Below are 21,456 nucleotides of genomic sequence, written 5' to 3' on the forward strand. Positions count from 1 at the left end.
CTCACCCTGCCGTGGCCGAAGAAGCCGGAGCCTCCGGCTTGCGCAACGGCTCCAGACGCGAGGTGATGTAGTGGCTTTCGCGGAAGAATTTCCAGCGACCAAACAGGCAGTAAACGTTCATGATCCGTCCTTGCTCCTGATAGCCCATGCGCAGGTGCAACTTGAGCGCCGGGATGTTGTGCTGTTCGCACACGTCCACCACCTTGGTGCAACCTTGGGCGGCCATGGCCTTCCACAGCTCCAGCTGCAGGTCCACCGACAGCTCGGTACCCCAATACTTGCGGATCAGCTCGCCGCCGAACTCGAAGAACTCCCCCGGGCCGACCGGGAACCAGCAACCATAGTAGTGGCGGTCGTGGTAATGGCGGCTACTGCCCCAGATGAAGGCCACGGCGTCGTTGTCATCGTTGAGGAACATCAGCCCGGTATGGCCTTCGGCGGCCAGCTCGCGCATGGTCTCGACCCGATCGCCGAAGTGGCGGGCGAAGGCACGCACGTTGTGCACGGTGATGTGCTCGACCCGCAGCTCGCCATAGGGTTTTAGCCGGTGCGGCGGCACCGGGCTGTCCAGGTCGCGTTCCATCCACAACAGTTCCCAATGATAGAAGACGTAATGCCGGAAGGCGCTACGGAAGGTGTCACGCAGTCCCTTGCGCTTGATACGGTCCTGGATCTTGGTGAATGCAGTCATGGTGCCTCCTGGGCATGGCTGAACGTAGTGCGTCTCATGACGCGCTCCAGGTCAGGGCGAATACGGTCTGCCCTGGCAGTTGAAAACGAACCTGGCCCTCCCTGCAGCTGAAGCTGGCGCGGCGGCTCTGGTTGTCGGGACCGAACAGTTCAAGCTGGCCGTCGGGGCAACCGTCGAGGCTCAGCGCCACCTGCTGCAGGCGCTCGGCCTTGTTCACCCCCAGCACGCTGCGCTGATGCTGGCGGGCCATGGCCAGGGCATCGACCTCGAAGGCGTCGTTGTCCAGGGCCAGAACCTGGTCCAGCCAGTGGCGCTGGATGAACTGCTGGGCCAGGCCCACCGGCTTCAGTTCGTAGCGTTGGCCGCCGGCATCGCGCAACATGCCCTTGGGCCATTCGGGCTCATCGGCGACGTGGAACCAGTTGAGCATGTCAAGCAGGCCGTCACTGGCGGCATTGATCACCACCGAGGTCCACCACAGGCCGGCGTAATGGGTGTCCTGTTCGTAAGGGCTGAGGCTCGAACCGCTGGACAGGTTGGTCTGGTCCAGCAGCAGCGCCTTGCGTGGCCGGCCCTGGCCGTCCAGGCCCACCAGGTCGGCAGCTTGGCGCACGCTGTCGCGGTAGCTGCGGGTGGCGAGCAGGTCGCGGACCATCCATTCGTGCCAGGCCAGGGCATCGATCTGCGCGCCTTGCTCGGCCAGCAGGCGTCGTGCCCAGTCGATGCCGCGGCGCTGTTTGCCGTCGTCGCTGAAGGGCCCGCCGAGCAGGCGCGAGGAGGCCGGCATGGCGATGCGTACGCCAGCGTCGCGGGCGCCGGGGTAGTCGCGCACGCGCTTGGCCATGGCCTGGAAGAAATCGCGGTAGCTGGCGTAGTCGCGATAGTTGAGGTTCGGCTCGTCGGCGAAGGCCAGGTAGTGGGTGCCTTTGCCGCCGAGTGCCTTGGTCGCCTCGAGCCAGGCACTCAACCCATCGGTGCTGGTGCGGTCGCTCCAGAGGTCGGCGACTCGGGCGCTGCCGGCCAGCAGGGTGATGTCCTGGAGGATGCCGAAGCGCTCCTGATAGAGCTTGCGCCAGGCGTTCTCGAAGTCTGGCTGGCGTTGCAGTACGTCGACGAAACTGTAGAAGCCGGCGGCCTGGGGGCGCAGGGCGTCCAGCGCGGCGAAGCTCGAGGCTGGTGGCAGCACGTAGGGCAGGGCAACCCCTAAGCGTGGGGTGGGGCCGAGCACCTTGTCACCCAGGGCAAGGGTGACCTGACCGGGAAGTTGCGGCAGCTCGCCCAGGTCTGCGGGGCGTTGGGCGAACAGGTTGGCGCTGCCGTCGAGCCAGAACGCTGCCTTGCCACTGCCCTGCAGGCCCAGACGCCAGGTCTCGTCGCGGCCGCTGGTGGGCAACGCCTGTTGATCGAAGCGCCAGTAGGCGCGGTAGGGCTTGAGCGGCAGCTGGATGCGACGGCCGTCGCTGAGGCGTTCGGCGAACAGGCCATGAACCCCGCCATGGTGCTTGCCGGCCAACACCGCCTGCTCGCCGGCCTTGACCCGGAAATACAGCTCGACACCTGGCCCGACTTCGGCGCAGAAGTGCACCTTCGCCGGAGTGAACAGCGCGCGGGTGCTGGCATCGTGCTGGATGCGGTAGTCGCGGAAACTATAGCCGGGCACCTCCAACCGATAGGTGCCGCCGTTCGCGGGCAATGGCCAGCGTTGTTCGCCGCGTACCTGGCCGGCTTCGATGCGCCGTTCGCCGGCCAGGCGGCCGTGGCCGTCCAGCAGATACAGGCGTTCAGCGTTGGCGTCGGCCTGCCAGGCCGGACGCCACTGGATGCGCAGTTCATCGGCGCGTGCTGGCAGCAGGTACAAGCTGCCGTCGCGCAGATCCCCCCACTGCACAGGTGCGGCGAACGCACCTTGGGCCAGCAGCGCGCCGCACAGCAATGCCGCTTTCATGCCGCCCTCCGTTGCAGCATCTGCCGCAGCGGTGCCAGGTCGGCGGGCAGGATGACCAGGGTCTGGCCCAGCGGCACGCCGCTCAGGCGGCAGTACAGCACCAGCATGGCCACGGTGACCGCCAGGTAAGCAATGGAGGAGGCCGCGGCCGCGCCGACGATGCCCCAGGCCGGGATGAGCAGGATGTTGAGCACCAGATTCAGCGCAGCACCGGCGCCCATCATCAGCGATACCGTGCCGGGGCGGTTCTTGCCCAGCAGGTCCAGGCGCAGGATGCTGGCATAACACAGGCCCAGCAGGCCCGGCAGCAACGCCAGCAAGGCCGGGTAGGCCGGGGCGTAGTCGGCGCCGAACAAGGTGACGATCAACCAGTGGCCGATCAGCGCCATACCCAGGCAAGCACCGAGCATCACCGTGGCGGTCAGGCGCAGGGCCAGGGGGGTGATGCGCTCCATGCCGGCATCCTGCTGCAGCAGGCGCTTCATCAGCGGCGTGGTCACCGCCTCGGGAACGATCAGCAGCAGTTCGGCGGCGGCGCTGGCCATGGCGTAGTGGCCCAGGGCGGTGCTGCCGAGCAGCGCGCCGATGAACAGGTAGTCCGAGCGCAGGATCAACTGCTGGAACAACAGGTCGGGGTGGCTCTTGGCGCTGTAGCTGAGCAGCTCGCGTTGGCCGCCACGGTCCCAGCGCAGCGCCAGCGGGTGCTGACGGCGCAGCCACCACAAACCGAGCGCCAGGACCAGGGCGATGCCGCACAACCAACTGATCAGCGCCGCCTCCAGCGCTTCGTCGCGCCACATCCAGAACAACCCGAGGAACAGCAGCAGCGGTGCCAGCGATTCGGTCAGGCGCAGGGCGTTGAAGGCGCCGACGCCGCCGCTGGCGTTGTGCAGGGTCAGCAGGCCGCTCTTGAGCACGGTCATAGGTACCGCCAGCAGCAACAGCCAGGCCAGCAGGCCCAGTTGCACAGTAACCTCAAGGTCGGCGCCGAACTCGCGCACCAGGAACACGCAGGCCAGGGTCAGCACGCCGGCCAGCAGGCAACCGTAGACCAGTACTTGGGTCAGCAGCAGGCCCATGTCGCGCTGCTTGGCGGCCTGGTAGCCGACCGCGCTGTTGAGCCCACCGCTGGTGGCGGCGCTGATCAGGTCGGGCAGGGTACTGAGCAGGGCGAACAGGCCACGCTCGCTGGGCCCGAGGATGCGCGCCAGCAGCACGTTGCGCAGCAGGCGCAGGGCGATCATCGCAAGTTTTGTTCCCATGCTCAGCGCCAGATGGCGCAGGTAGCTGTTGCGGTTCATCCTCGTTCTCCGCGACTGATGCGCCAGGCCAGCAGCGAGGGCCGGCTGGCATTGCGCTGGCTGACGCCGATGCGCGGCAGCGCCAGGGGGTCGTCGTGGCCCTGGCAGATGCCCGGGCGGGTGCTCAGGGCGTAGGGGTAACGATGCGCGGCGACCTGGGCGCGCACGCGTTCGTCGTGGTCGCCGTTGGGATAGCAGTACACCGGCAGCGGCGCGCGGCAGCCTTCGTTGAGTGCCGCATGGCTGCGGGTCAGTTCTTCGTTGAGGCGATGGTCGTCCAGGTAGGGCAGCAGTGCATGGCTGGCGCCATGCGGGCCGAAGCGCACCAGGCCGGAGTCCTCCAGGGCGCGGACTTGCTGCCAGTCCATGGCCTGGGGCAGCGATTCCGTGGGGCAGGCGTCGGTCAGGACGTGCAAGGCCTGGGGGCTGAGGCTCTTGAGGGTTTGCAGGTAGCGTGCCAGCACCAGGCTGCGGGCCTTGCTGTGGTCGTGCATGAAGTAGGCCGCCGGTAGCGGGCGGCCGAGCTTGCGCAGGCGTTCGATCAGTTGCCGCCGGGCCTCTTCGCCATGGCTGCCCCACAGGGTCTCGCCGACGCTTTCCCACCAGAAACGCTGGCGGCTGCCGATGTAGTCGGTGGACAAAAAGATACTTGCCGGCACCTGGTGGCGCTGCAGCAGGGGGAAGGCGTTGACGGCGTTGTCGCGCCAGCCATCGTCGAAGGTCAGGGCCACCTTGGGGCGGCAGTCGCCGCGGGGTGCCTTGTGGCTCTGCAGCAGGTCCATGAGGCTGACGCAATCGAAATGCCGGGGCAGCCAGCGCAGCAAGCCTTCGAAGGCCCGCGGGCCGACGCACAGTTCGTTGCGGTGGGGCAGCGCGGCGCTGGCGTCATCGGCCAGCACCCTGTGCAGCATGAGGATCACCCCGGCGCCGCGCAGTTCGGCGCGTCCGCGTGGCGAATTGAAATAGAACCAGCCGCTGGCCTGCTTGATAGGGGTCTTGATCGGCATGTCCGTCGCTCATCGATTCTGGTCGGGGTTCCATTGGCTGTAGCTGTGCCCGCGCAGGAATTGCCACAGGCCCACGCTCATGCCGGCGAGGGTGACCAGCACGAAGGCGGCAAGGCGGAACGGGCGGGGCAAGCGCCGACGGGCGTCGAGCAGGCCGGCGATGGCCGCGGCGTAGCCGAGCAGTTGCAGGGCCAGGGTCAGGCGGTAGAAACCGGGCTCGGCGGCCAGCCACAGGTTGGCCAGCAGCAACGGCAGCAGCAGTACCGGGGCCAGACGCCGGAGCAGCTTGTGGCTGATCAGGGCAATGGCGTACAGGCCGTGGCGCGCCGGATTGAGCAGTTCGCGGCGGGCGGCCAGGCTCAGCAGGCCACCGACGGTGACGCGCTGACGGCGACGGAACTGCTTGTCGGCTTCGTCCACGCCCTGGTCGAGGACCACCGCCTCCGGCACGTAGACAATGCGCAAGCCGGCAGCGGGCGCGCAGGTGCTGATGAAGAAATCGTCGTTGACCTGTTTCGGAATCGGCTGGTACAGCCCCCGACGCAGTGCGAGCAGGGCGCCGTCGGCCGAGACCATGCAGCCGGTACGGTTCTCAACCTTGCGCACCCAAGCTTCGTAATGGCGGTACAGGCTGTCGCCGATGCTCAGACCTTTGCCCGGGTCGGGGATGATCATATGGCCTGCGGTGCCGCCGACTGCGGCGTCGGCGAAAGGGGCCAGCAGCAGGCCGAGGGTGTCGGTCGACCACTGGTTGTCGGCGTCAGTGAAAACCAGCAGGTCGCCGGTGCACACCTGCACGGCTCGGTTCAGCGCCTCGGCCTTGCCCAGGCGCGGCAGGTCCAGCACCTGCACGCGGGGATCGCCCAGGGCTAGGGCTAGCGCCACGGTGCGGTCGCTCGAGCCGTCGCTGGCCACGACCACCTGCAGTGCGGCGGCCGGATAATCCTGGGCCAGCACGCTGGCGAGCTTGGCTTCGACATGCCGCTCTTCGTTGTGCGCGGCGATCACCACGCTCACTCGCTGCGGCGGCAATGGTGAATGGGTGCGGCGGGCAAAGAACGGTGCGGCCAGGGTCAGCACCAGGGGGTATCCGACCCAGGCATATAACGGCAGCAGCAGGCATAGCCAGAAAATGAACTCAGCCACGGGCGGGCCTCCTTGCGGTGCGGTTGAACAGGCTGAGGATGAAGGCCGCGCCGGCGAGGTGCAGGCGCAGCCAGTGCAGGCCCCAGAGCTGCAGCGTGAGCAGCGGGTCGCGCTGCCTGCGGCTCTGGCGCAGGCTGAGGAGCAGCGCGGGCACGGCGCTGACCAGCAGGAAGAACAGGGCGACATGGGGGAAGCCGTCGAGCAGCGCCGACAGGGCCACGGCGTCCAGCACCCAGGCGCCTATCGAAAGTATCGGGAAACGCAGCAGGCGCAGGCTCACGCCATGGCTGCGCAGTAATTGCAGGTGGCTGCCCTGGCGCCACATCTCCTTGCCCAGCCATTCGCGCCAGTTGGCCTCGTAGCCCCAGTGCAGCACCGCAGGCTGGCGCAGTACCCGCAGGCGCGCCCCGGACTCGTGCAGGCGCAAGGTGAAGTCCTTGTCTTCGCCGGTACGCAGGCGCTCGTCGAAGCCGCCGACCTGCTCGAACCAGCTGCGCCGCATCAACAGGTTGGGGGTGGGCAGCCATGTGCAGTCCTGCACCGTCTGGCCGGTACGCAGGGTGCGCCGTTGCCAGGCCTGGGCGAACCACGGCGCGTGGCGCGGGGTGTCGCAATCGAGGGCGAAGACATCGCCCTCGCCACGGCGTTGCAGGTCCAGCAGCAGGTCCAGCCAGTGTTCCGGGACCTCGATGTCGGCATCGAGGAAGGCCAGCCAGTCGCCTTGGCTGGCGTTCACGCCGGCATTGCGCAGGGCGCCGATGGCCACGCCCGGCACGCTCAGCACCTGGGCGCCATGGGCGCGGGCGATCGCCGGGCCGTCGTCGTTGGAGCCGTTGTCGACCACGATCAGCTCGCAGGCCAGCCCCGCCGCGCTGGCCGAGCGCCTTGCGGCGTCGAGGGTGCGGCCGATATGGCGGGCTTCGTTGAACATCGGGATGACGATACTCACCCGGCTCATCGGGCCACCTCCACGGGCTGCTGCTCACGTGACTGGCCGAGCAGCACGCTGGACAGCGCCAGCATCAGCCACAGGTACTTGTGGCTCGGGGCGCTGAGGAACATCAGGAACAGACCGATCGCCAGCATGCTCATGGTCAGGTGGGTCATCAGGTCGGCGCGATCCGGGTCGCCGGCCTCGCGGAAGGCCGCGCGCGCCTGCCAGAAATTGCGCAGGGCCAGCACGATCATGCCGACGAACAGCAGGCCCGCCGGCAGCCCGACCTCGCTGAACAGCTCCAGGTAGGTGTTGTGGGCGCGGCGGTAGAGGTCGGTGGTCTTGCTGTTTACCGGGGCGAAGGCCTTGGAGAAACCGGTGTCGGCATAGTGCAGCGGGAAGGTACCCGGGCCGGTGCCCAGCAGCGGGCTATGGCTGATCATTTCCTTGCCTACGACGAGGTAGGAGGCGCGCCGCCCCAGCGATTCGTCCTGGTGCGCGTTGACCCCGGACTTGAGCAGCATCAGTGACTGGATGCGGTCGGCGTAGCCAGCGGGCATCAGGGCCACGCCCAAGGGCAGGACAATGGCCAGGCCGAGCATGGCGAAGCCCAGGTGGCGTGGGCGGATGCGCGTCAGCTGCTCGCGGTAGTTGTGCAGCACGATGCCCAGGCTGATCAGCAGTACTACCAGCCCCGAGCGCGACTCGGTCTTGGTCATGCCCACCAGCAGCAACAGGCAGCAACCGGCCCAGAACAGCTTGACCGGGATCTGCCGCGCCTTGATCGCCAGCCACAGGCCCAGGGGCATGGCGATGGTGATCAGCAGGGCGAATGCGTTGGGGTCGAGCATGGCCGAAGCGCGGCCCTGCTCCTGGTACTTGGTGGAGAAGATCGCGAACAGACAGGTCACGCACACGCTGACGGTGATCAGCCGTGCCAGCATTGGCAGGTTGAGGTCACGGCCGACCAGCAGGGTGATGACGAACACCACCAGGCCCACCAGCAGTTCACGCAGGTGCCCGCCCGACAGGCCCATGTCGTCGCTGGTCCATAGGCTCATCAGGTACAAGGCCATGAACGGCAGCAACAGACGCCATTGATTACTGCGCAGGCGCTCGCCGGGGAGTTGGCGCACCGCCAGTTGCAGGCTGAGGATCAGCACCAGGCCGATGCCCACCAGCTTGGCGCCGGACACCAGGCCGTCCTTGAGCAGGCCCTCCAGCGGCACCAGGGTAGCGATCGCCAGCAGGCCCCAGGCCGGCTTGCGGTACAGCACCAGCACGCCGGCCAGGCCGATCACGCCGCCGGGGGCCAGGAACGGATAAGGGCTGGCCAGCAGACCCAGGCTGAGCAAGGCCACTACGGCCACCAGCGACAGGGGAATGATCATGCGACAACCTCCTCGGCCGTGCCCCGATACACTCGGGCCCAGCGTTGTGCCAGGGTCGGCAGGTGGTAGTGTTGGCGTTGAGTCTGGCGGGCTCGGGCAACCAGTTCGGCGGCCTGCTCGGGGTCTTGCAGTAGCGCTTCTAGATGCTCGCCCAGTTCGGTCGTGGCCAAGGGACGGGCAAGCAGGCCGTTGTGGCCGTGCTCGATCACGTCGGGGACACCGCCAACGCCGAAGGCCACCACCGGCACGCCATCTTGCATGGCTTCGAGCAGGATCATCGGCGTGCCTTCGGTGCGCGAGCTGATGACCAGCGCATCCAGGCGTTTCATCCAGCCGCGCATGTCGCGCTGGAAGCCCGGCAGGGTGATGCGCTCGCCCAGACCGGCAGCGTTGATACGCTGCTGCAGGGCTTCGCGCTCAGGGCCTTCGCCAAGCATCACGGCGTGGACCTGTGGGTGGCGCTGGCACACCGGGATCAGCGTGTCGAGGAACAGGTCGGGGCCTTTTTCGCTGGAAAGCCGGCCGACGTAGGCAGCGAGCCAGGGAGCGCCGCCTGGCTGTGCCGCGCCCACGCCATCCTTTGCCTGCGCTTCATAGATCTCGGGCAGCCCGTTGGGTATCACCTGCAGCTTGGCCGCTGGCACCCCGGCATCGCGATGGATGCGGGCGATGCTCTCGGCCACGCACACCACCGTCTCCACCCTCGGCGTGCGGCACAGTTGCAGGCTCAGCCAGGTGTAGAAGCGCTGCTTGCGGCTGCGCGGGGTAAATCCATGCTGGGTGCTGACCATCGGCAGGCGCAACAGGCTGGCGCCGATCCAGCCGAACAGCTGCCCCTTGAAGTTATGACTGTTGACCAGCGGACGTTCGCCGCGCTGCGCGCCAAGCGCCTTGAGCACCGCCCCCAGGCCCTGGCAGGTGTCGCACTCGACACCCGCCTCGCGAAAGCGCGCCACCAGTTCGGCCGGGGCATCGAGAAACAGCACCCGATGCCGCCCCGGGGTCGCCTGGCAGTGGTCCAGGAGCATGCGCTCGGCGCCGTAGAATCCGCCGCTGCTCAGCAGGTGCAGGATCGGCCGGCCGGCGTGCAGCGCGGCGTTCAATTGCGCACCCAGTGCCACAGGCGTGGCAGCGACCAGCTTTTATGCGGGTTGGGCAGCGCCGGAACCTGATCGTTGATCACCAGCAACACTGGCAGGCCCAGCTCGTGGTTGATTTGTGCCGGATGCTTGAAGCGGTGGTCGAAGAACTCCCTGACGTAGACCACGGCAATGGCCAGCAGCAGGCCGGTGACCAGGCCGAACGGGATGATCAGGCCGGGTTTCGGGAAGCTCGCCGCGGTGGGCTCGTAGGGGGCGCTGAGGATGCGCGCGTTGGACTGGCTGCCATCGAGCAGGCCTTGGCCGCGGCTTTCCTCGTAGCGCTGGGCGTAGGTGGAGAAGGCCTTGTGCAGGGCGTCGATCTCGGTATCCAGCTGACGCGTCTTGCTCTGGGTCTCGCGCAACTGGAGGATGCGCTTGCTGTAGTCGGCGATGCGCTGGGTCTTCTGCTCGATCACCTGTTGAGTCACGGCCAGGTCCTGCTGGCGTTCACGAATGCGGTTCTCGACGATCTTGAGGAACTGCGCGCGCAACTGGGCAATCTGTTGGCGGGCCATCACCATCTGGTCGGAGCCTGGCTGGAACACCGTGGCGTCTCCGTTGTAGCGCGCCAGCTGGGTGGTCAGTTGCTCACCGAGTTGCTTGATCTCGCGGTCTTCGAAGGCGACGTTGTCGACCGTGGTGGTGAAGGTGTAGGGGAAGGCGTAGTCGGCCATCTTCGCCTTGTTGGCCGCGGCCAGGCTGCTTTGCAGGTAATCCAGCCACTTCTGGTTCTGCAGCTGGCGGTCACGTTGCAGGTTGAGCGCCTGCTCTTCGGTGTTGATGGCGTTGAGGCGGAAGGTGATCTCCTCTTTGGGATCCGAAGAGCCGATGGCAGTGAGCAGCCCCAGGCGCTGGCTTTCCAGGTCGCCCAGGCGGGCCTGGTAGTGCAGCTTCTTCTGCTCGTAGAAGGCCTCGGGCAGTTCATTGGACTGCAGGTCCTGGCGGTTGGCCAGGAAGTTCTCCAGCAGGCGGCTGACGAACAGCGTGCCAAGCTTCGCGTCATTGGCGCTGTAGGTGATGGAGATCACGTTGGAGCCGGGCAGGGTCTCGACCTTGAGGTCCTTGACCGCCTGGTCGGTGAGGGTGTCGAGCTGGGTGTCGCGATCGTCTGCCACGGTGTTGCCGAACAGCTGGTGCAGGGGCTCGATCACTGCGTGACGCAGCGGGTCGAGCACGGTGCGCCGCAGCAGGCCGGGCTCGTCCGGATAGTGGCCTTCCTTGCGCAGCTCGCCGATGGTCTGGCGGATCAGGGTTGGCGAGCGCAGGATGTTGCTCTCGGTCTCCATGTCGGCCAGCGACGGCGGGATGAACTGGTCGGCCTGCTGGCTGAGCGCCGAGGTGGTGTCACTCTGCGAGAGTTTCTTGGACTGCACGATGACTTCGGCGGTGATGTCGTAGCTCTGCTTGAGCACCAGCGGCAACAGCACGGCGATCACCGCGAACACCAGGAACACCCGTTTCACCAACTGGCGGTTGGCGAAGAAGATGCGGAAGAACTCATGCACATAGTTTTCTTTCGGTTGCGTGGTCATGGTCCGTTCCCCGGTCAGTTGTTGCTTTCTTTATTGTCGACGCGGTAGCTGAAGCTGAAGCCGAAGCCCTGGAACAGCACCACGTCGGCCAGTTGCCGGGACAGCTCGGCGGCGCTGGCCAGCTTGGTCTTGGGTACGTAGAGCATGTCCTCGGGCTGCAGGTAGGCGAGCTTCTGGCTGCCGCCGGAGAGCGCCTGGTCGACGTCGTAGTTGACCGCATGCACGGTATTGCCCTCGCGACGCATGATCACCACCGAGCCGAGCTTGGCCTTGAGGGTCGGGCCGCGGGCCAGGGTCAGTGCCTCGAGCACAGAGATGGGGCGGCGGATCTGGAAGGCGCCGGGCTGGCCGACTTCGCCGAGCACGTAGATCTCGTTGGCGGCGGTGGACTTGAGCAACACATCCACGCTCATGCGGCCCGGCAAGCTGGCATAGCGTTCGTTGAGGTAGTCGCGCAGCTGGTTGACGGTCATGCCCTGCAGCGGCACCGAGCCGATTTCCGGGAAGGTGGCGCGGCCGTCGTTGCCCACGGTGATGTCGCGGCTCATGCCGGTGCCGGGGTGACTGAGGGCGTTCTTCAGGTTGACCTCGTCGGTCATCGGGCTGATCACGCGCACGGTGACCTGGTCACGGTTGGGCTTGAACACCCGCTTGTCCTGGTAGGCCTGGCGGATGGCGCTTTCGGCTTCGCCCGGGGTCATGCCCTCGACGCGCACCGCGGCGTTGGTGCTGGGCAGGGTGATGGTGCCGTCGGGCTGCACCAGCTGGTTGCCGTTCAGGCCGCTGGCGGCCATGAAGTTCAGGTCCAGGGTGTCACCGGACTGGATCCGGTAGACCCCGGCCGAACGGTTGCTGACGTGGAAGATCACTTCCAGCACGTCCTGCGGGCGCAGTACCTGCTCGCGGCGGGCGACTTCGGTGGCCTGGCTTTCGGCGGGAGGCGCGGTGAGGATCTGCACCGGCATCTCGCGGTTTTCCTGGCTGGCGCAGCCGGCCAGGGCCAGTACGCACAGGGCAATCGAGGGATATCTCATGGCGTTCATCCTGTGCGGCCTCTCAGAGATTTTCGTACAGCCACTTGGGCATGTAGTACTTGCGCTTGTTGAACACGCTGCCGATCAGCCGCGCGCCGGCCTGGGTCAGGCGCTGGCTGGCGGCCTGGGCCACCTCCCAGCGGGTCTCCTCGGCGCACACCACCAGGATCACGCCGTCGACCAGGGTGCCGATCACCAGGCTGTCGGCGCTGGCGTAGATGGCCTCGCCGTCGATCACGACGAAGCGGTACTGGTTGCTTAATTGGTGCAGCAGCACGCGCAACTGCTCTGGGTCGAGACGGTCGCGGCCGCGTTTCCACGTGCCCACCGGCAGCACGTCGAACGGCTGATCGGACAGGCGCACGATGCAGTCCTGGGCTAGCGGTGGGGTGTCCTGATTGAACAGCAGGTCACTGTAGCCGCGCAGTTTGGCCAGCCCCAGCTGCTGGCTGAGGCCGCCAGGCGCCAGGCTGGCATCGATCAACAGCACGTTGCCCGCGCTCATGAGGGCCAGTTGGCTGGCGAAGGCCAGGGCGCTGGTGCTGGTGCCACTGCCGGTGTTGGCCGCGGTCAGCAGCAAGGTGCGCTGGTCGAGGTCGAGCACGGTGGCGGTCAGGTTGGTCTCGCTTGGGGTAGCGATAGTCAGGCTTCTCGAGGATGAACCGTCCATCTCAGCTTGCTCCGTGGCCAGTGAAAACTTTGAACGGGGTCTTGAGCAGGATCTTCAGGTCCAGCATCAGGCTCTGTTCGTTGATGTAACTCAGGTCCAGCTCCACACGTTGGTCGAAATCGATATCGCTGCGCCCGGAGATCTGCCACAGGCCAGTCATGCCCGGGTAGATCGACAGCCGCGCCAGGTGGTTGTCGTGGTAGCGGTAGGCGTTGAAGGAAGTGGGGCGCGGGCCCACCAGACGCATGTCGCCGGTGACCACGTTGATCAGGTTCGGCAGTTCGTCCAGGCTGCTTCTGCGCAACCAGCCGCCGACCGAGGTGATGCGCGGGTCCTTGTCGATCTTGAAGTCGATGGCATCGGCGCCATGCTTGTTGAGGTGGCGTACCGAATCCTTCAACGCTTCGGCGTTGGCCACCATGGTGCGGAACTTGAACATGCCGAAGGCGCGGCCGCGGTAGCCGGTACGTTTCTGCACGAAGAACACCGGGCCCGGGCTGGACTGCTTGATCAGCAGCGCCAGTACCAGGAACAGCGGCGACAGCAGCAGCAGCAGGGTCAACGCGGCCAGGCACGACAGCACGCGGTTGGTGCGTGACAGGGTCCAGGGGCGGCCACCGACGCGGCCGGTGATCCAGCCGCGGCCCTGCATGTGGATGGCGGCATCGATGCGCTGCCGGTGCGCCGGGTCCATGCGTTTGTCCTGGTATAGCGCCTGCAGTTGCGCGCTCTTGGGTTGTCCTGTCATACCGCCCTCCGTTGATCTGGCTGCTCGCCCGTGGGCGCCGCTTCGCTGGCGGCGGGCGAGTAGTAGCTCTTGAACCAGGCGACGAAGCGCCTGAGCCCCTCATCGAGGCCTATCTGTGGGGTGAATCCGGTTACCCTGGCCAGGGCGCTGGCATCGGCGCAGGTGGCCAGGACATCTCCTGGTTGCAGCGGCAGCAGTTCGATCACCGCGTTGCGCTGCAGGTGCTTCTCCAGCAGCGCCAGGTAGTCGAGCAGCTCCACCGGACGCTGCCCGCCGATGTTGTACAGCCGCCACGGTGCGTGGCTGCTGGCCGGGTCCGCAGCGAACGCATCCCACTGCGGGTCGGCGGCCGGGGGCAGGGGGATCAGCCGTACCAGGCTCTCGACGATGTCGTCGATATAGGTGAAGTCGCGCTGGTGGCGGCCATGGTTGAACAGCTGGATCGGCCGCCCTTCGCTGATCGCCCTGGCGAACTGCATCGGCGACATGTCCGGGCGGCCCCAGGGGCCGTACACGGTAAAGAAGCGCAGGCCGCTGCAGGGAATTGCGTACAGGTGGCTGTAGCTGTGGGCCATGGCCTCGTTGGCCTTCTTTGTGGCGGCATACAACGACAGCGGGTGGTCCACGGCGTCTTCGACCCGATACGGCGTTTGCTGGTTTGCGCCGTACACCGAACTGGACGAGGCGTACAGCAGGTGCTGGACCGGGTGCCGGCGGCAGCCTTCGAGCACGTTGAGGAAACCGGCCAGATTGCTGTCCAGGTAGGCCTGCGGGTTCTGCAGCGAGTAGCGCACCCCGGCCTGGGCCGCCAGATGCACCACGACGTCCGGGCGTTCGCTGGCGAATAGCCGGGCCATGCCGTCGCGGTCGCCCAGTTCCAGGCAGTGCAGCGGGAAATCGCCCGCCGTCTGGCGTACCCAGTGCACGCGGGCATGCTTGAGCGACGGCTCGTAGTAGTCGTTGAAGTTGTCCAGCCCCACCACTTGGTGCCCTTCAAGCAACAGCTGGCGGCAGGTGTGGGCACCGATGAAACCGGCCGCGCCGGTGACCAGCACTTTCATGGCGCATCCGCCTGCGGACGAACCTGACGCAGGCCGATGCCGCTGTAGTGGAGGCCGTGGGCGGCCACCTGCTCGGGGTTGTACAAGTTGCGACCATCGATGATCACCCGCGCGCGCAGCTTGCTGGCCAGCATCGAGAAGTCCACTACGCGGAAGTTCTTCCACTCGGTGCAGATCACCAGGGCGTCGGCGTCCTGCAGCGTGTCATCGCGGGTGGCGCACAATTGCAAGTCGTCGCGGTAGCCGTACAGGCGCCGGCATTCATCCATGGCTTCGGGGTCATAGGCGCGCACCGTGGCGTCTTCGGCCCACAGTGCTTCCATCAGGTAGCGGCTGGGCGCTTCGCGCATATCGTCGGTGTTGGGCTTGAAAGCCAGGCCCCACAGGGCGATGGATTTGCCCGCCAGGCCGCCGAGGCGTTGCTTGAGCTTGGCGAAAAGGATGCGCCGTTGCTGGTCGTTGACCTCGCTGACACTCTGCAGCAGGCGTAGCGGCATGCCGCTGTGGGCCGCGGTGTGAAGCAGGGCCTTGATGTCCTTGGGGAAACACGAACCGCCGAAGCCGCAACCGGGGTAGATGAAGTGGTAGCCGATGCGCGGGTCGGAGCCGATGCCGCGGCGTACCGCCTCGATGTCGGCACCCAAGTGCTCGCTGAGGTTGGCCAGCTCGTTCATGAAGCTGATGCGGGTGGCGAGCATGGCGTTGGCGGCGTACTTGGTCAGTTCGGCGCTGCGGTTGTCCATGAACATCAGTTTTTCGTGGTTGCGGCAGAACGGCGCGTACAGTTCGGCCAGCTGGTCATGGGCAACTTCGTCGAGGGTGCCGACGATGATGCGGTCCGGGCGCATGCAGTCGGCCAGCGCACTGCCTTCCTTGAGAAACTCAGGGTTGGATACCACGCGCACTTGCAGTTGCCCCTTGCCCAGGCGCTGTAACTCGTCGCGGGCCAGCGCCATGACCTGGTCGGCGGTGCCCACCGGCACGGTGGACTTGATGATCAGGGTGTGGTCGGTTTCCATCAGCGCGGCGATCTGCCGGGTGACATTGAGCACATGGGTCAGGTCGGCCGAACCGTCCTCGTCGGGTGGCGTGCCGACGGCGATGAAGATCAGCTCGGCATGGCTGACGGCGTCACTGGCCTGGGTGCTGAACAGCAGGCGACCTTCCTTGATGTTGTCCTCGAGCAGGTCCGACAGGCCCGGCTCGCTGATCGGCGGCACGCCCTGACGTAACTGGTTGATCTTGTGGGTATCGACATCCACGCACAGTACCCGGTGACCTACGTCCGCCAGGGCTGCTGCCTGTACCAGTCCGACATAACCGGTGCCAAAAACGCTCACGTCCATGCGCGGTGCCTCGAATGGATGAGTAAGGGAGATGAAACAGTGGTGTGAATTGGGTATAGCTCAGCTCGGTGGAATTGCGTCAAAGCAATGGCATGTTTCGTCGCATTTACAGACGCCAAGCAAAAGGGCCATCTGCCATCAACCCGTTTCCAATCCGTGTGTTAGCGAACATAGCTAGTGGCAATTGGCCGTTCGGCGAACCGATGAACGGTCCAATCCAGCGTAATAAGCGGGTTGTGGACGATAGAGATAATCAACAACAGGTTGCGAGAGGTGCCAGATTCCGGTGTCGGTATGTCGTCGGAATTTTGACTTTTCTGCGTTGTGGTTTGTTTCACAGCTGCTACGGTTTGAGAAGAATTCCATGACCGGAGTGGCCGAAACATGCGCGGATGGATCAAGTTTTTACTGCTGTTGGTCTATCTGGCCAGCTTTCATGCCTATTACCGTGAGCGCATAGAAGCGTTGGGTATTGGCGTGCCGCTAGTGTTGTACTTGGGCGTGTTCGCGGTACTGGCCGTGGCGTTGCTGCTGGCGGCGTTCACTCGCCCAGGGTGGCTGCGCTGGGGCTTGGCCTTGGCGTTCACGATCAGCGCGATCTTCCTTGATACTTATGACCGCATCACCGATTCGTACCTGACCTATAGCGCCTTCGTCTCCATGGTCTATGCGGGTGGTTTCGTGCAAGAGGCGCTGCAGCAATATCATTACGCCATAACCCTTGCAGCGGCACGGGCGTTGCTGTTGCTGCTGGGCATTGGCCTGCGCCCCGGGCCGACGCCGAAGCTGCCGCGCCTGCTGCCACCACTGGCGCCGGCACTGGCCTTGCTGGCGCTGGTCGCCATCCTGTTCGTGCGGGCCGGTGAGGGGGCCCGCGGGCTGCCGGTGATGTACACGCCGCTGGCCTACCTGAGCCTGTTCACCTACGAGACCCTGCAGGACCATGTCGGGCCACGCCAGCCCGTGACCCTTGCCCAGTCAGGCCGGCCGATGGCGCGGGACATCGTGCTGCTGATCGACGAGAGCATCTCGGGCAACTACCTGGACCTGAACACCCCGGCCGGGGTCCCCAGCCATCTGGCCCAGGCCCAGCCCGGCGTGCAGATCGTCAATTTCGGCTACGCCTCCTCCATTGCCAACTGCAGTGCCGACACCAATGTCACCCTGCGCTATGGCGGCACCCGCGCCGACTACCTGCGCATCAACTCGACCCTGCCATCGATCTGGCAGTACGCCAAGCGCGCGGGCCTGGAGACGGTGTACATCGACGGGCAGCGCACGGGTGGCAATTTGCAGAACCTGATGACCGAAACCGAGAAGCGCGATATCGACCAGTTCATCCAGTTCGACGACACCCCCGTTGTGCAGCGCGACATGGCGGCGCTCGATCGGCTGGTGGCGCTGCTCAAGGATGCCAAGCCGCACCTGATCGTGGTGAACAAGGTCGGCGCCCACTTCCCGGTGCACGACAAATATCCGGACGACTTCCTCAAATACCAGCCCGCGTTGCCCCGGGGCCACTACGTCGATATCGCTGACACCGGCACCCGCGATGGTTTCGATGGCCGCCCGCAGGACTGGGTGCTGTACCGCAATGCCTACCAGAACACCGTGCTGTGGAGTGTCGGCGAATTCTTCCGCCGCCTGTTTGCCGAGGCCGATCTCAGTCAGGCCGTGGTGTTGTACACCTCCGACCATGGCCAGGACCTGCATGAGCGCGGCAACCCAGGGCTGAACACTCATTGCGACAGTGACCCGGTGCCGGAGGAGGGCCTGGTACCGCTGGTGGTGATCCAGGGGCAGGGCCTCAGGACACTGGATTGGGAAGGCAACCTGGCGGTGAACCGTAATGCCTCCAGCCATTACAACCTGTTCCCCACAATGCTGAAGCTGATGGGCTACGACGACAAGGCGGTCAGCGCGCTCTACGGGCAGTCGCTGGACATGCCGACCAACGATCCGTTCACCTTCAACGTGCGCTTCAATGCGCGCCTGGGGGCTAAGCCGGATTTCCGTCACATCGACCTGGGCCAGGTGGTCACCCCCGCCAGTGTCCTGGCGGGGCAACCGATGCCGGTAGGCAAGGCGGACTGACGTCAGAAGTCGATGCTTGCGGACAGCTGCACGGTGCGCGGCGCGCCCAGGCCCAGGCTGGTGAGCAGCGGCATGCCCCAGTAGGCCTTGTTGGTCACGTTCTCCACCGTGCCACGCAAAGTCACCGGGTGGTCGGCCACCTGCAGCCGGTAGCGGGCACCGACGTCGTAGATGGTGTAGCCGGGAATCGACTGGCTGTTGTCGTCGCTGATGTACTGCTTGGACACGGCCGTGGCGTTGGCGGTCAGGGTCAGGCCTTCGAGTACCGGGGTATCCCATTCCATGCCCAGCTTGCCCTGCAGTTTTGGCTGGCCGGTGGCGGTCTTGCCTTGCTCGGCGGGGTTCTCGGCCTTGGTCACCTTGGGATCGAGACGGGCCACGCCGCCCATCAGGCGCACATCGGCCACCGGTGTGCCGAAGAAGCTCCACTCGAGCCCGCGGTTACGTTGCTCGCCGCCGAAGGAGAACACTTTGGTTACCGGGTTGGTGAAGCTGCTGGGGCGTTCGATCTGGTACAGGCTCAAGGTGTGGGCGAAGTCACCGAGGTCGAGCTTGATGCCGACTTCCTTCTGCTTGGACTTGTACGGGGCGAACACCTGGCCGGCGTTGGGCGCGGTAAGCGGGGCGACGGCGCCTTTGCTCAGGCCTTCGATGTAGTTGGCGTACAGTGACACCTCGTTGGTGACCTTGACCAGCACCGCCGCCGCCGGGGTGGTGGCGCTTTCGTTGTAGCGACTGGTTTGCGCGCCGGTGTCGACATTGAAGCTGTCGGTCAGCACCTGCTGGCGGCGCACGCCCAGGGTGAGTTGCAGGCGCTCGTCGAGGAACGACAGGGTGTCGGCCAGGCCGTAGCTGCTCAGGCGTGATTCGGTGTGGGCGATGGCGGGGTAGCTCCTGGCGGCCTCCGGGCCCCAGACCGGGTGGTAGATGTTGGTGATCCACTCGGCCCCCGGAACGTTGCGCCGGCCATAGTCGCGCTGCTTGTCCGAGTAGTGCGTGGCATTGAGCGACCACTGGTGGCCGACGCCGAAAGTGTCGAAATGGCCGCGCAGGCCGGCTTCGCCCGAGGTCTTCTCCAGGTCGATCTTCAACTGGCCCATGCGCGTCTCGAAGTCGCCGGCGGTGTTGAGCACTTCTGCGAGCATGGTGCCGCTGTACTTGTAGTCGGTCTTGCTGGTGCCGGCCGCGGCATAGGCCATGAGGTTGTCGTTGAGGTCATATTCACCGCGCACGATCACGCCCTTGTCGCGGGTCTGGACGAACCCCCAGTCCGGGTTGAGCAAGGTGTCGGACTTTGGCGGCCTGGGCACGGGCACGCCTGCGGCCAGGCCGATGCCGCGGTTCTGGCCCCTGACCCGGTCCTCGCTTTCGTACAGGTCGGCGGACAGCCGCGCGCGCTCGCCACGCCAGTCCAGGCCCAGGGCATTGAGCTCGGCCTTCATGCGCTGGTGGGCGGTGGCGGTGTCGCCGTCGCGGTAGACGCTGTTGAAGCGCACGCCGAACTGTTGTTCCTCGCCGAAGCGACGGCCGACGTCCAGATGCCCGCCGAACTGCGCGTCCGACATGTAGGTGCCGGTGATCCGCGTCAGCGGTTCGGCGCCCGCGCGTTTGGGCACCAGATTGATGCTGCCGGCCACCGAACCGCCTGGCGGCATGCCGTTGAGCAGGGCGGACGGGCCCTTGAGCACCTCGACGCGCTCGAACATCTCGGGCGAGATCCGGTAGTAGGGCGCCATGCCGTACAGGCCACCGATGCTCACGTCACTGATGTTGGAGTTGAAGCCGCGGATCGAGTAGTTCTCGCTGTAGGTGCCCTTGAGGCCGTTGCTGAACACCGATGGATCGGTGGCGGCGATCACATCGGTGATGGTCTGGGCCTGGGTGTCCTCGATGTACTTCTCGGTGTAGCTGATGGTGCTGAACGGCGTCTCCATGAAGTCCTTGTTGCCCAGCAGCCCAACCCGGCCGCCCGAGGCCACCTGGCCACCGGCGTAGACCGGCGGCAATGCACTGGGGGCGTCCAGGCTGCCCTCGATTCGCGTCTCAGTCAGCTCCAAGCTGCCGTTGGTCTGGCCCTGTCGGGATTTTTCCACTTCCTCGGTCTGCGCCGCAGTCACGTCCATGGACACGCCGCCCAGGCCAAGCAGCAAGGCCATGTGCACGGCGGTGAAAGTGCGATTGAGGTCGAAGTGGGGCACAGCCGGCTGCTGCGCCGGGCTGACACGTTGTTGCGACATGCTGGATTCCTTTCGATTCGCAAGTAAGTGAAGGCATTCACTAGGGATTCCGAATCAGAAAGGTAAAACCTCAATGCTAATCGTTATCATTCCAGGAGGTGTTGGTCTTAAGTCGCCGGCAGTGCCAGTGGGTGCATGGCGCGAAAGCTCTGCGCCTCTTCCACCAACCAGTCATGCACCGCCCGCGCCCCAGGCTGGCTCAACCCGCCCGGGGGATACAGCAGCACATAACGCTTGTGGTTGGCGATCGGCACCCCGAACGGCACGATCAGCGCGCCGCGCTCCAGTTCGTCGTTGAGCAGGGTGCGCCGGGCGATGGCCACGCCGACACCGGCGATGGCGGCCTCGATGGTCAAGTGGTTGCGGTTGAACGTGTGCCCACGGCGCACGTCCAGCCCACTGGCGCCGATGCCGTCGAGGTAGAACTCCCATTCGGCGTATTCCGAGCTGCCGCGCCAGGCGGTGATGTCATGCAGCAGCGGGTAGTGGGCCAGGCCGGCCGGCCCGTGCAGGGGCGGGCGACCACGCAGCAGGGCAGGTGAGCACACCGGGAAGATCTGCTCGTCGAGCAGAGGCGTGGAGAGCATCCCCGGATAGCTGCCATCGTTGAGGTCGATGGCCAGGTCGAAGTCTTCCGGGTGCAGCGCCTGGTTGCTGTCCTCGGCCACCAGGCGCAGCTCGATGTCCGGATAGCGTTGCTGGAAGCGCGGCAGGCGCGGGGTCAGCCACTTGGCCAGGAACGAGGGAATCGAACGCAGGCGCAAGGTGCCGCGGATCTCGCCGGCATCCAGGCGCAACAGCTCGGCCTCGATGCTGCCGTAGGCTTCGGCCACGGTCTGCGCCAGGCGTTGGCCTTCGGCGGACAACTCGACGCCGCGAGCACGGCGCAGGAACAGACGAAAGCCCAGGCGCTCCTCGAGCTGGCGCATCTGCTGGCTGACCGCTCCGGGGGTGATGTGCAGCTCTTCGGCGCAGCGGGTGAACGACAGGTGTCGCGCCGCACAGGAGAACACGTGCAGCCAGACGAACACCTGGCCATTCAATGGCCCTTTCATTGTTTAGTCCTGCTAAAGGCTTGTGTAGGAAGTTTCGTTGGTCAAGCTGGCCTGAGCGCGGCAGTATCGCGCAACTTGGCAATACCACTCAAATTTTTTGGAGAGCCGTGGCGTGTCGCAGA

The 21,456-nt window shown here is 65.7% G+C and carries 17 protein-coding genes; 1 reads left to right on the forward strand and 16 read right to left on the reverse strand.

The window, feature by feature from the left end; all coding sequences use genetic code 11:
* Nucleotide 1: 1 nt before the first annotated feature.
* Genes BMY03_RS12480 through BMY03_RS12545 form a run of 14 tightly spaced genes read right to left on the reverse strand, consistent with a single transcriptional unit; the run spans nt 2 to nt 15,948 of the window.
* A complete protein-coding gene (locus BMY03_RS12480) occupies nt 2–691 on the reverse strand; it encodes a GNAT family N-acetyltransferase (protein ID WP_023632340.1) in 690 nt (229 codons plus the stop codon).
* Nucleotides 692–725: 34 nt separating this feature from the next.
* A complete protein-coding gene (locus BMY03_RS12485; RefSeq protein ID WP_094011225.1) occupies nt 726–2,636 on the reverse strand; it encodes a hypothetical protein in 1,911 nt (636 codons plus the stop codon).
* Nucleotides 2,633–3,937: an oligosaccharide flippase family protein gene (locus tag BMY03_RS12490; protein WP_094011226.1), complete on the reverse strand. Its 1,305-nt coding sequence runs from the start codon at nt 3,935–3,937 to the stop codon at nt 2,633–2,635. The genes BMY03_RS12485 and BMY03_RS12490 overlap by 4 nt, the downstream gene beginning before the upstream one ends.
* Nucleotides 3,934–4,944: a polysaccharide deacetylase family protein gene (locus tag BMY03_RS12495; protein ID WP_094011227.1), complete on the reverse strand. Its 1,011-nt coding sequence runs from the start codon at nt 4,942–4,944 to the stop codon at nt 3,934–3,936. The genes BMY03_RS12490 and BMY03_RS12495 overlap by 4 nt, the downstream gene beginning before the upstream one ends.
* A gap of 9 nt (nt 4,945–4,953) precedes the next feature.
* Nucleotides 4,954–6,090 carry a glycosyltransferase gene (locus BMY03_RS12500; RefSeq protein WP_094011228.1) on the reverse strand — a complete coding sequence of 379 codons (1,137 nt, stop codon included), beginning with the start codon at nt 6,088–6,090 and terminating at the stop codon, nt 4,954–4,956.
* Nucleotides 6,083–7,048: a glycosyltransferase family 2 protein gene (locus tag BMY03_RS12505; RefSeq protein ID WP_038706028.1), complete on the reverse strand. Its 966-nt coding sequence runs from the start codon at nt 7,046–7,048 to the stop codon at nt 6,083–6,085. Before BMY03_RS12505 ends, BMY03_RS12500 begins: the two co-directional genes overlap by 8 nt.
* Entirely contained in the window at nt 7,045–8,415 is a 1,371-nt protein-coding gene (locus tag BMY03_RS12510; RefSeq protein WP_038706029.1) for an O-antigen ligase family protein, read from the reverse strand. Before BMY03_RS12510 ends, BMY03_RS12505 begins: the two co-directional genes overlap by 4 nt.
* The gene (locus BMY03_RS12515; protein WP_244891317.1) at nt 8,412–9,518 is read right to left on the reverse strand and encodes a glycosyltransferase family 4 protein; all 1,107 of its coding nucleotides are present in this window, start codon (nt 9,516–9,518) and stop codon (nt 8,412–8,414) included. Before BMY03_RS12515 ends, BMY03_RS12510 begins: the two co-directional genes overlap by 4 nt.
* Entirely contained in the window at nt 9,515–11,089 is a 1,575-nt protein-coding gene (locus BMY03_RS12520) for a GumC family protein (protein ID WP_023630804.1), read from the reverse strand. The genes BMY03_RS12515 and BMY03_RS12520 overlap by 4 nt, the downstream gene beginning before the upstream one ends.
* Before the next feature lie 14 nt (nt 11,090–11,103).
* Entirely contained in the window at nt 11,104–12,123 is a 1,020-nt protein-coding gene (locus BMY03_RS12525) for a polysaccharide biosynthesis/export family protein (protein ID WP_094011229.1), read from the reverse strand.
* A 22-nt stretch (nt 12,124–12,145) separates the two neighbouring features.
* The gene (locus BMY03_RS12530; RefSeq protein WP_023630803.1) at nt 12,146–12,793 is read right to left on the reverse strand and encodes a CpsD/CapB family tyrosine-protein kinase; all 648 of its coding nucleotides are present in this window, start codon (nt 12,791–12,793) and stop codon (nt 12,146–12,148) included.
* A gap of 1 nt (nt 12,794) precedes the next feature.
* The gene (locus tag BMY03_RS12535; RefSeq protein WP_023630802.1) at nt 12,795–13,541 is read right to left on the reverse strand and encodes a sugar transferase; all 747 of its coding nucleotides are present in this window, start codon (nt 13,539–13,541) and stop codon (nt 12,795–12,797) included.
* Nucleotides 13,538–14,602 carry an NAD-dependent epimerase gene (locus BMY03_RS12540; protein WP_038706031.1) on the reverse strand — a complete coding sequence of 355 codons (1,065 nt, stop codon included), beginning with the start codon at nt 14,600–14,602 and terminating at the stop codon, nt 13,538–13,540. Before BMY03_RS12540 ends, BMY03_RS12535 begins: the two co-directional genes overlap by 4 nt.
* Nucleotides 14,599–15,948, reverse strand: a complete 1,350-nt coding sequence (locus BMY03_RS12545; RefSeq protein ID WP_023630082.1) for a UDP-glucose dehydrogenase family protein — start codon at nt 15,946–15,948, stop codon at nt 14,599–14,601. Before BMY03_RS12545 ends, BMY03_RS12540 begins: the two co-directional genes overlap by 4 nt.
* Before the next feature lie 384 nt (nt 15,949–16,332).
* Between BMY03_RS12545 and BMY03_RS12550 the strand changes: the two genes are divergently transcribed.
* A complete protein-coding gene (locus tag BMY03_RS12550; RefSeq protein ID WP_094011230.1) occupies nt 16,333–18,042 on the forward strand; it encodes a sulfatase-like hydrolase/transferase in 1,710 nt (569 codons plus the stop codon).
* Nucleotides 18,043–18,044: 2 nt separating this feature from the next.
* On the opposite strand, the gene BMY03_RS12555 is transcribed toward BMY03_RS12550, so the two are convergent.
* Nucleotides 18,045–20,279 (reverse strand): TonB-dependent receptor, encoded by a 2,235-nt coding sequence (locus BMY03_RS12555; protein ID WP_244891318.1) that lies wholly within the window; start codon nt 20,277–20,279, stop codon nt 18,045–18,047.
* Between the two features lie 107 nt (nt 20,280–20,386).
* Nucleotides 20,387–21,334 carry a LysR substrate-binding domain-containing protein gene (locus tag BMY03_RS12560; RefSeq protein WP_046855778.1) on the reverse strand — a complete coding sequence of 316 codons (948 nt, stop codon included), beginning with the start codon at nt 21,332–21,334 and terminating at the stop codon, nt 20,387–20,389.
* Between the last annotated feature and the right edge of the window lie 122 nt (nt 21,335–21,456).

It is taken from the genome of Pseudomonas soli (assembly GCF_900110655.1).
GTDB classification, from domain to species: Bacteria; Pseudomonadota; Gammaproteobacteria; order Pseudomonadales; family Pseudomonadaceae; genus Aquipseudomonas; species Aquipseudomonas soli.

What these genes read in the sequence shown, in the direction of transcription:
- BMY03_RS12480 (WP_023632340.1), bottom strand. Translation starts at nt 691, where the DNA reads ATGACTGCATTCACCAAGATCCAGGACCGTATCAAGCGCAAGGGACTG.
- BMY03_RS12485 (WP_094011225.1), bottom strand. Translation starts at nt 2,636, where the DNA reads ATGAAAGCGGCATTGCTGTGCGGCGCGCTGCTGGCCCAAGGTGCGTTC.
- BMY03_RS12490 (WP_094011226.1), bottom strand. Translation starts at nt 3,937, where the DNA reads ATGAACCGCAACAGCTACCTGCGCCATCTGGCGCTGAGCATGGGAACA.
- BMY03_RS12495 (WP_094011227.1), bottom strand. Translation starts at nt 4,944, where the DNA reads ATGCCGATCAAGACCCCTATCAAGCAGGCCAGCGGCTGGTTCTATTTC.
- BMY03_RS12505 (WP_038706028.1), bottom strand. Translation starts at nt 7,048, where the DNA reads ATGAGCCGGGTGAGTATCGTCATCCCGATGTTCAACGAAGCCCGCCAT.
- BMY03_RS12510 (WP_038706029.1), bottom strand. Translation starts at nt 8,415, where the DNA reads ATGATCATTCCCCTGTCGCTGGTGGCCGTAGTGGCCTTGCTCAGCCTG.
- BMY03_RS12520 (WP_023630804.1), bottom strand. Translation starts at nt 11,089, where the DNA reads ATGACCACGCAACCGAAAGAAAACTATGTGCATGAGTTCTTCCGCATC.
- BMY03_RS12525 (WP_094011229.1), bottom strand. Translation starts at nt 12,123, where the DNA reads ATGAGATATCCCTCGATTGCCCTGTGCGTACTGGCCCTGGCCGGCTGC.
- BMY03_RS12530 (WP_023630803.1), bottom strand. Translation starts at nt 12,793, where the DNA reads ATGGACGGTTCATCCTCGAGAAGCCTGACTATCGCTACCCCAAGCGAG.
- BMY03_RS12535 (WP_023630802.1), bottom strand. Translation starts at nt 13,541, where the DNA reads ATGACAGGACAACCCAAGAGCGCGCAACTGCAGGCGCTATACCAGGAC.
- BMY03_RS12540 (WP_038706031.1), bottom strand. Translation starts at nt 14,602, where the DNA reads ATGAAAGTGCTGGTCACCGGCGCGGCCGGTTTCATCGGTGCCCACACC.
- BMY03_RS12545 (WP_023630082.1), bottom strand. Translation starts at nt 15,948, where the DNA reads ATGGACGTGAGCGTTTTTGGCACCGGTTATGTCGGACTGGTACAGGCA.
- BMY03_RS12550 (WP_094011230.1), top strand. Translation starts at nt 16,333, where the DNA reads ATGCGCGGATGGATCAAGTTTTTACTGCTGTTGGTCTATCTGGCCAGC.
- BMY03_RS12555 (WP_244891318.1), bottom strand. Translation starts at nt 20,279, where the DNA reads ATGTCGCAACAACGTGTCAGCCCGGCGCAGCAGCCGGCTGTGCCCCAC.
- BMY03_RS12560 (WP_046855778.1), bottom strand. Translation starts at nt 21,334, where the DNA reads ATGAAAGGGCCATTGAATGGCCAGGTGTTCGTCTGGCTGCACGTGTTC.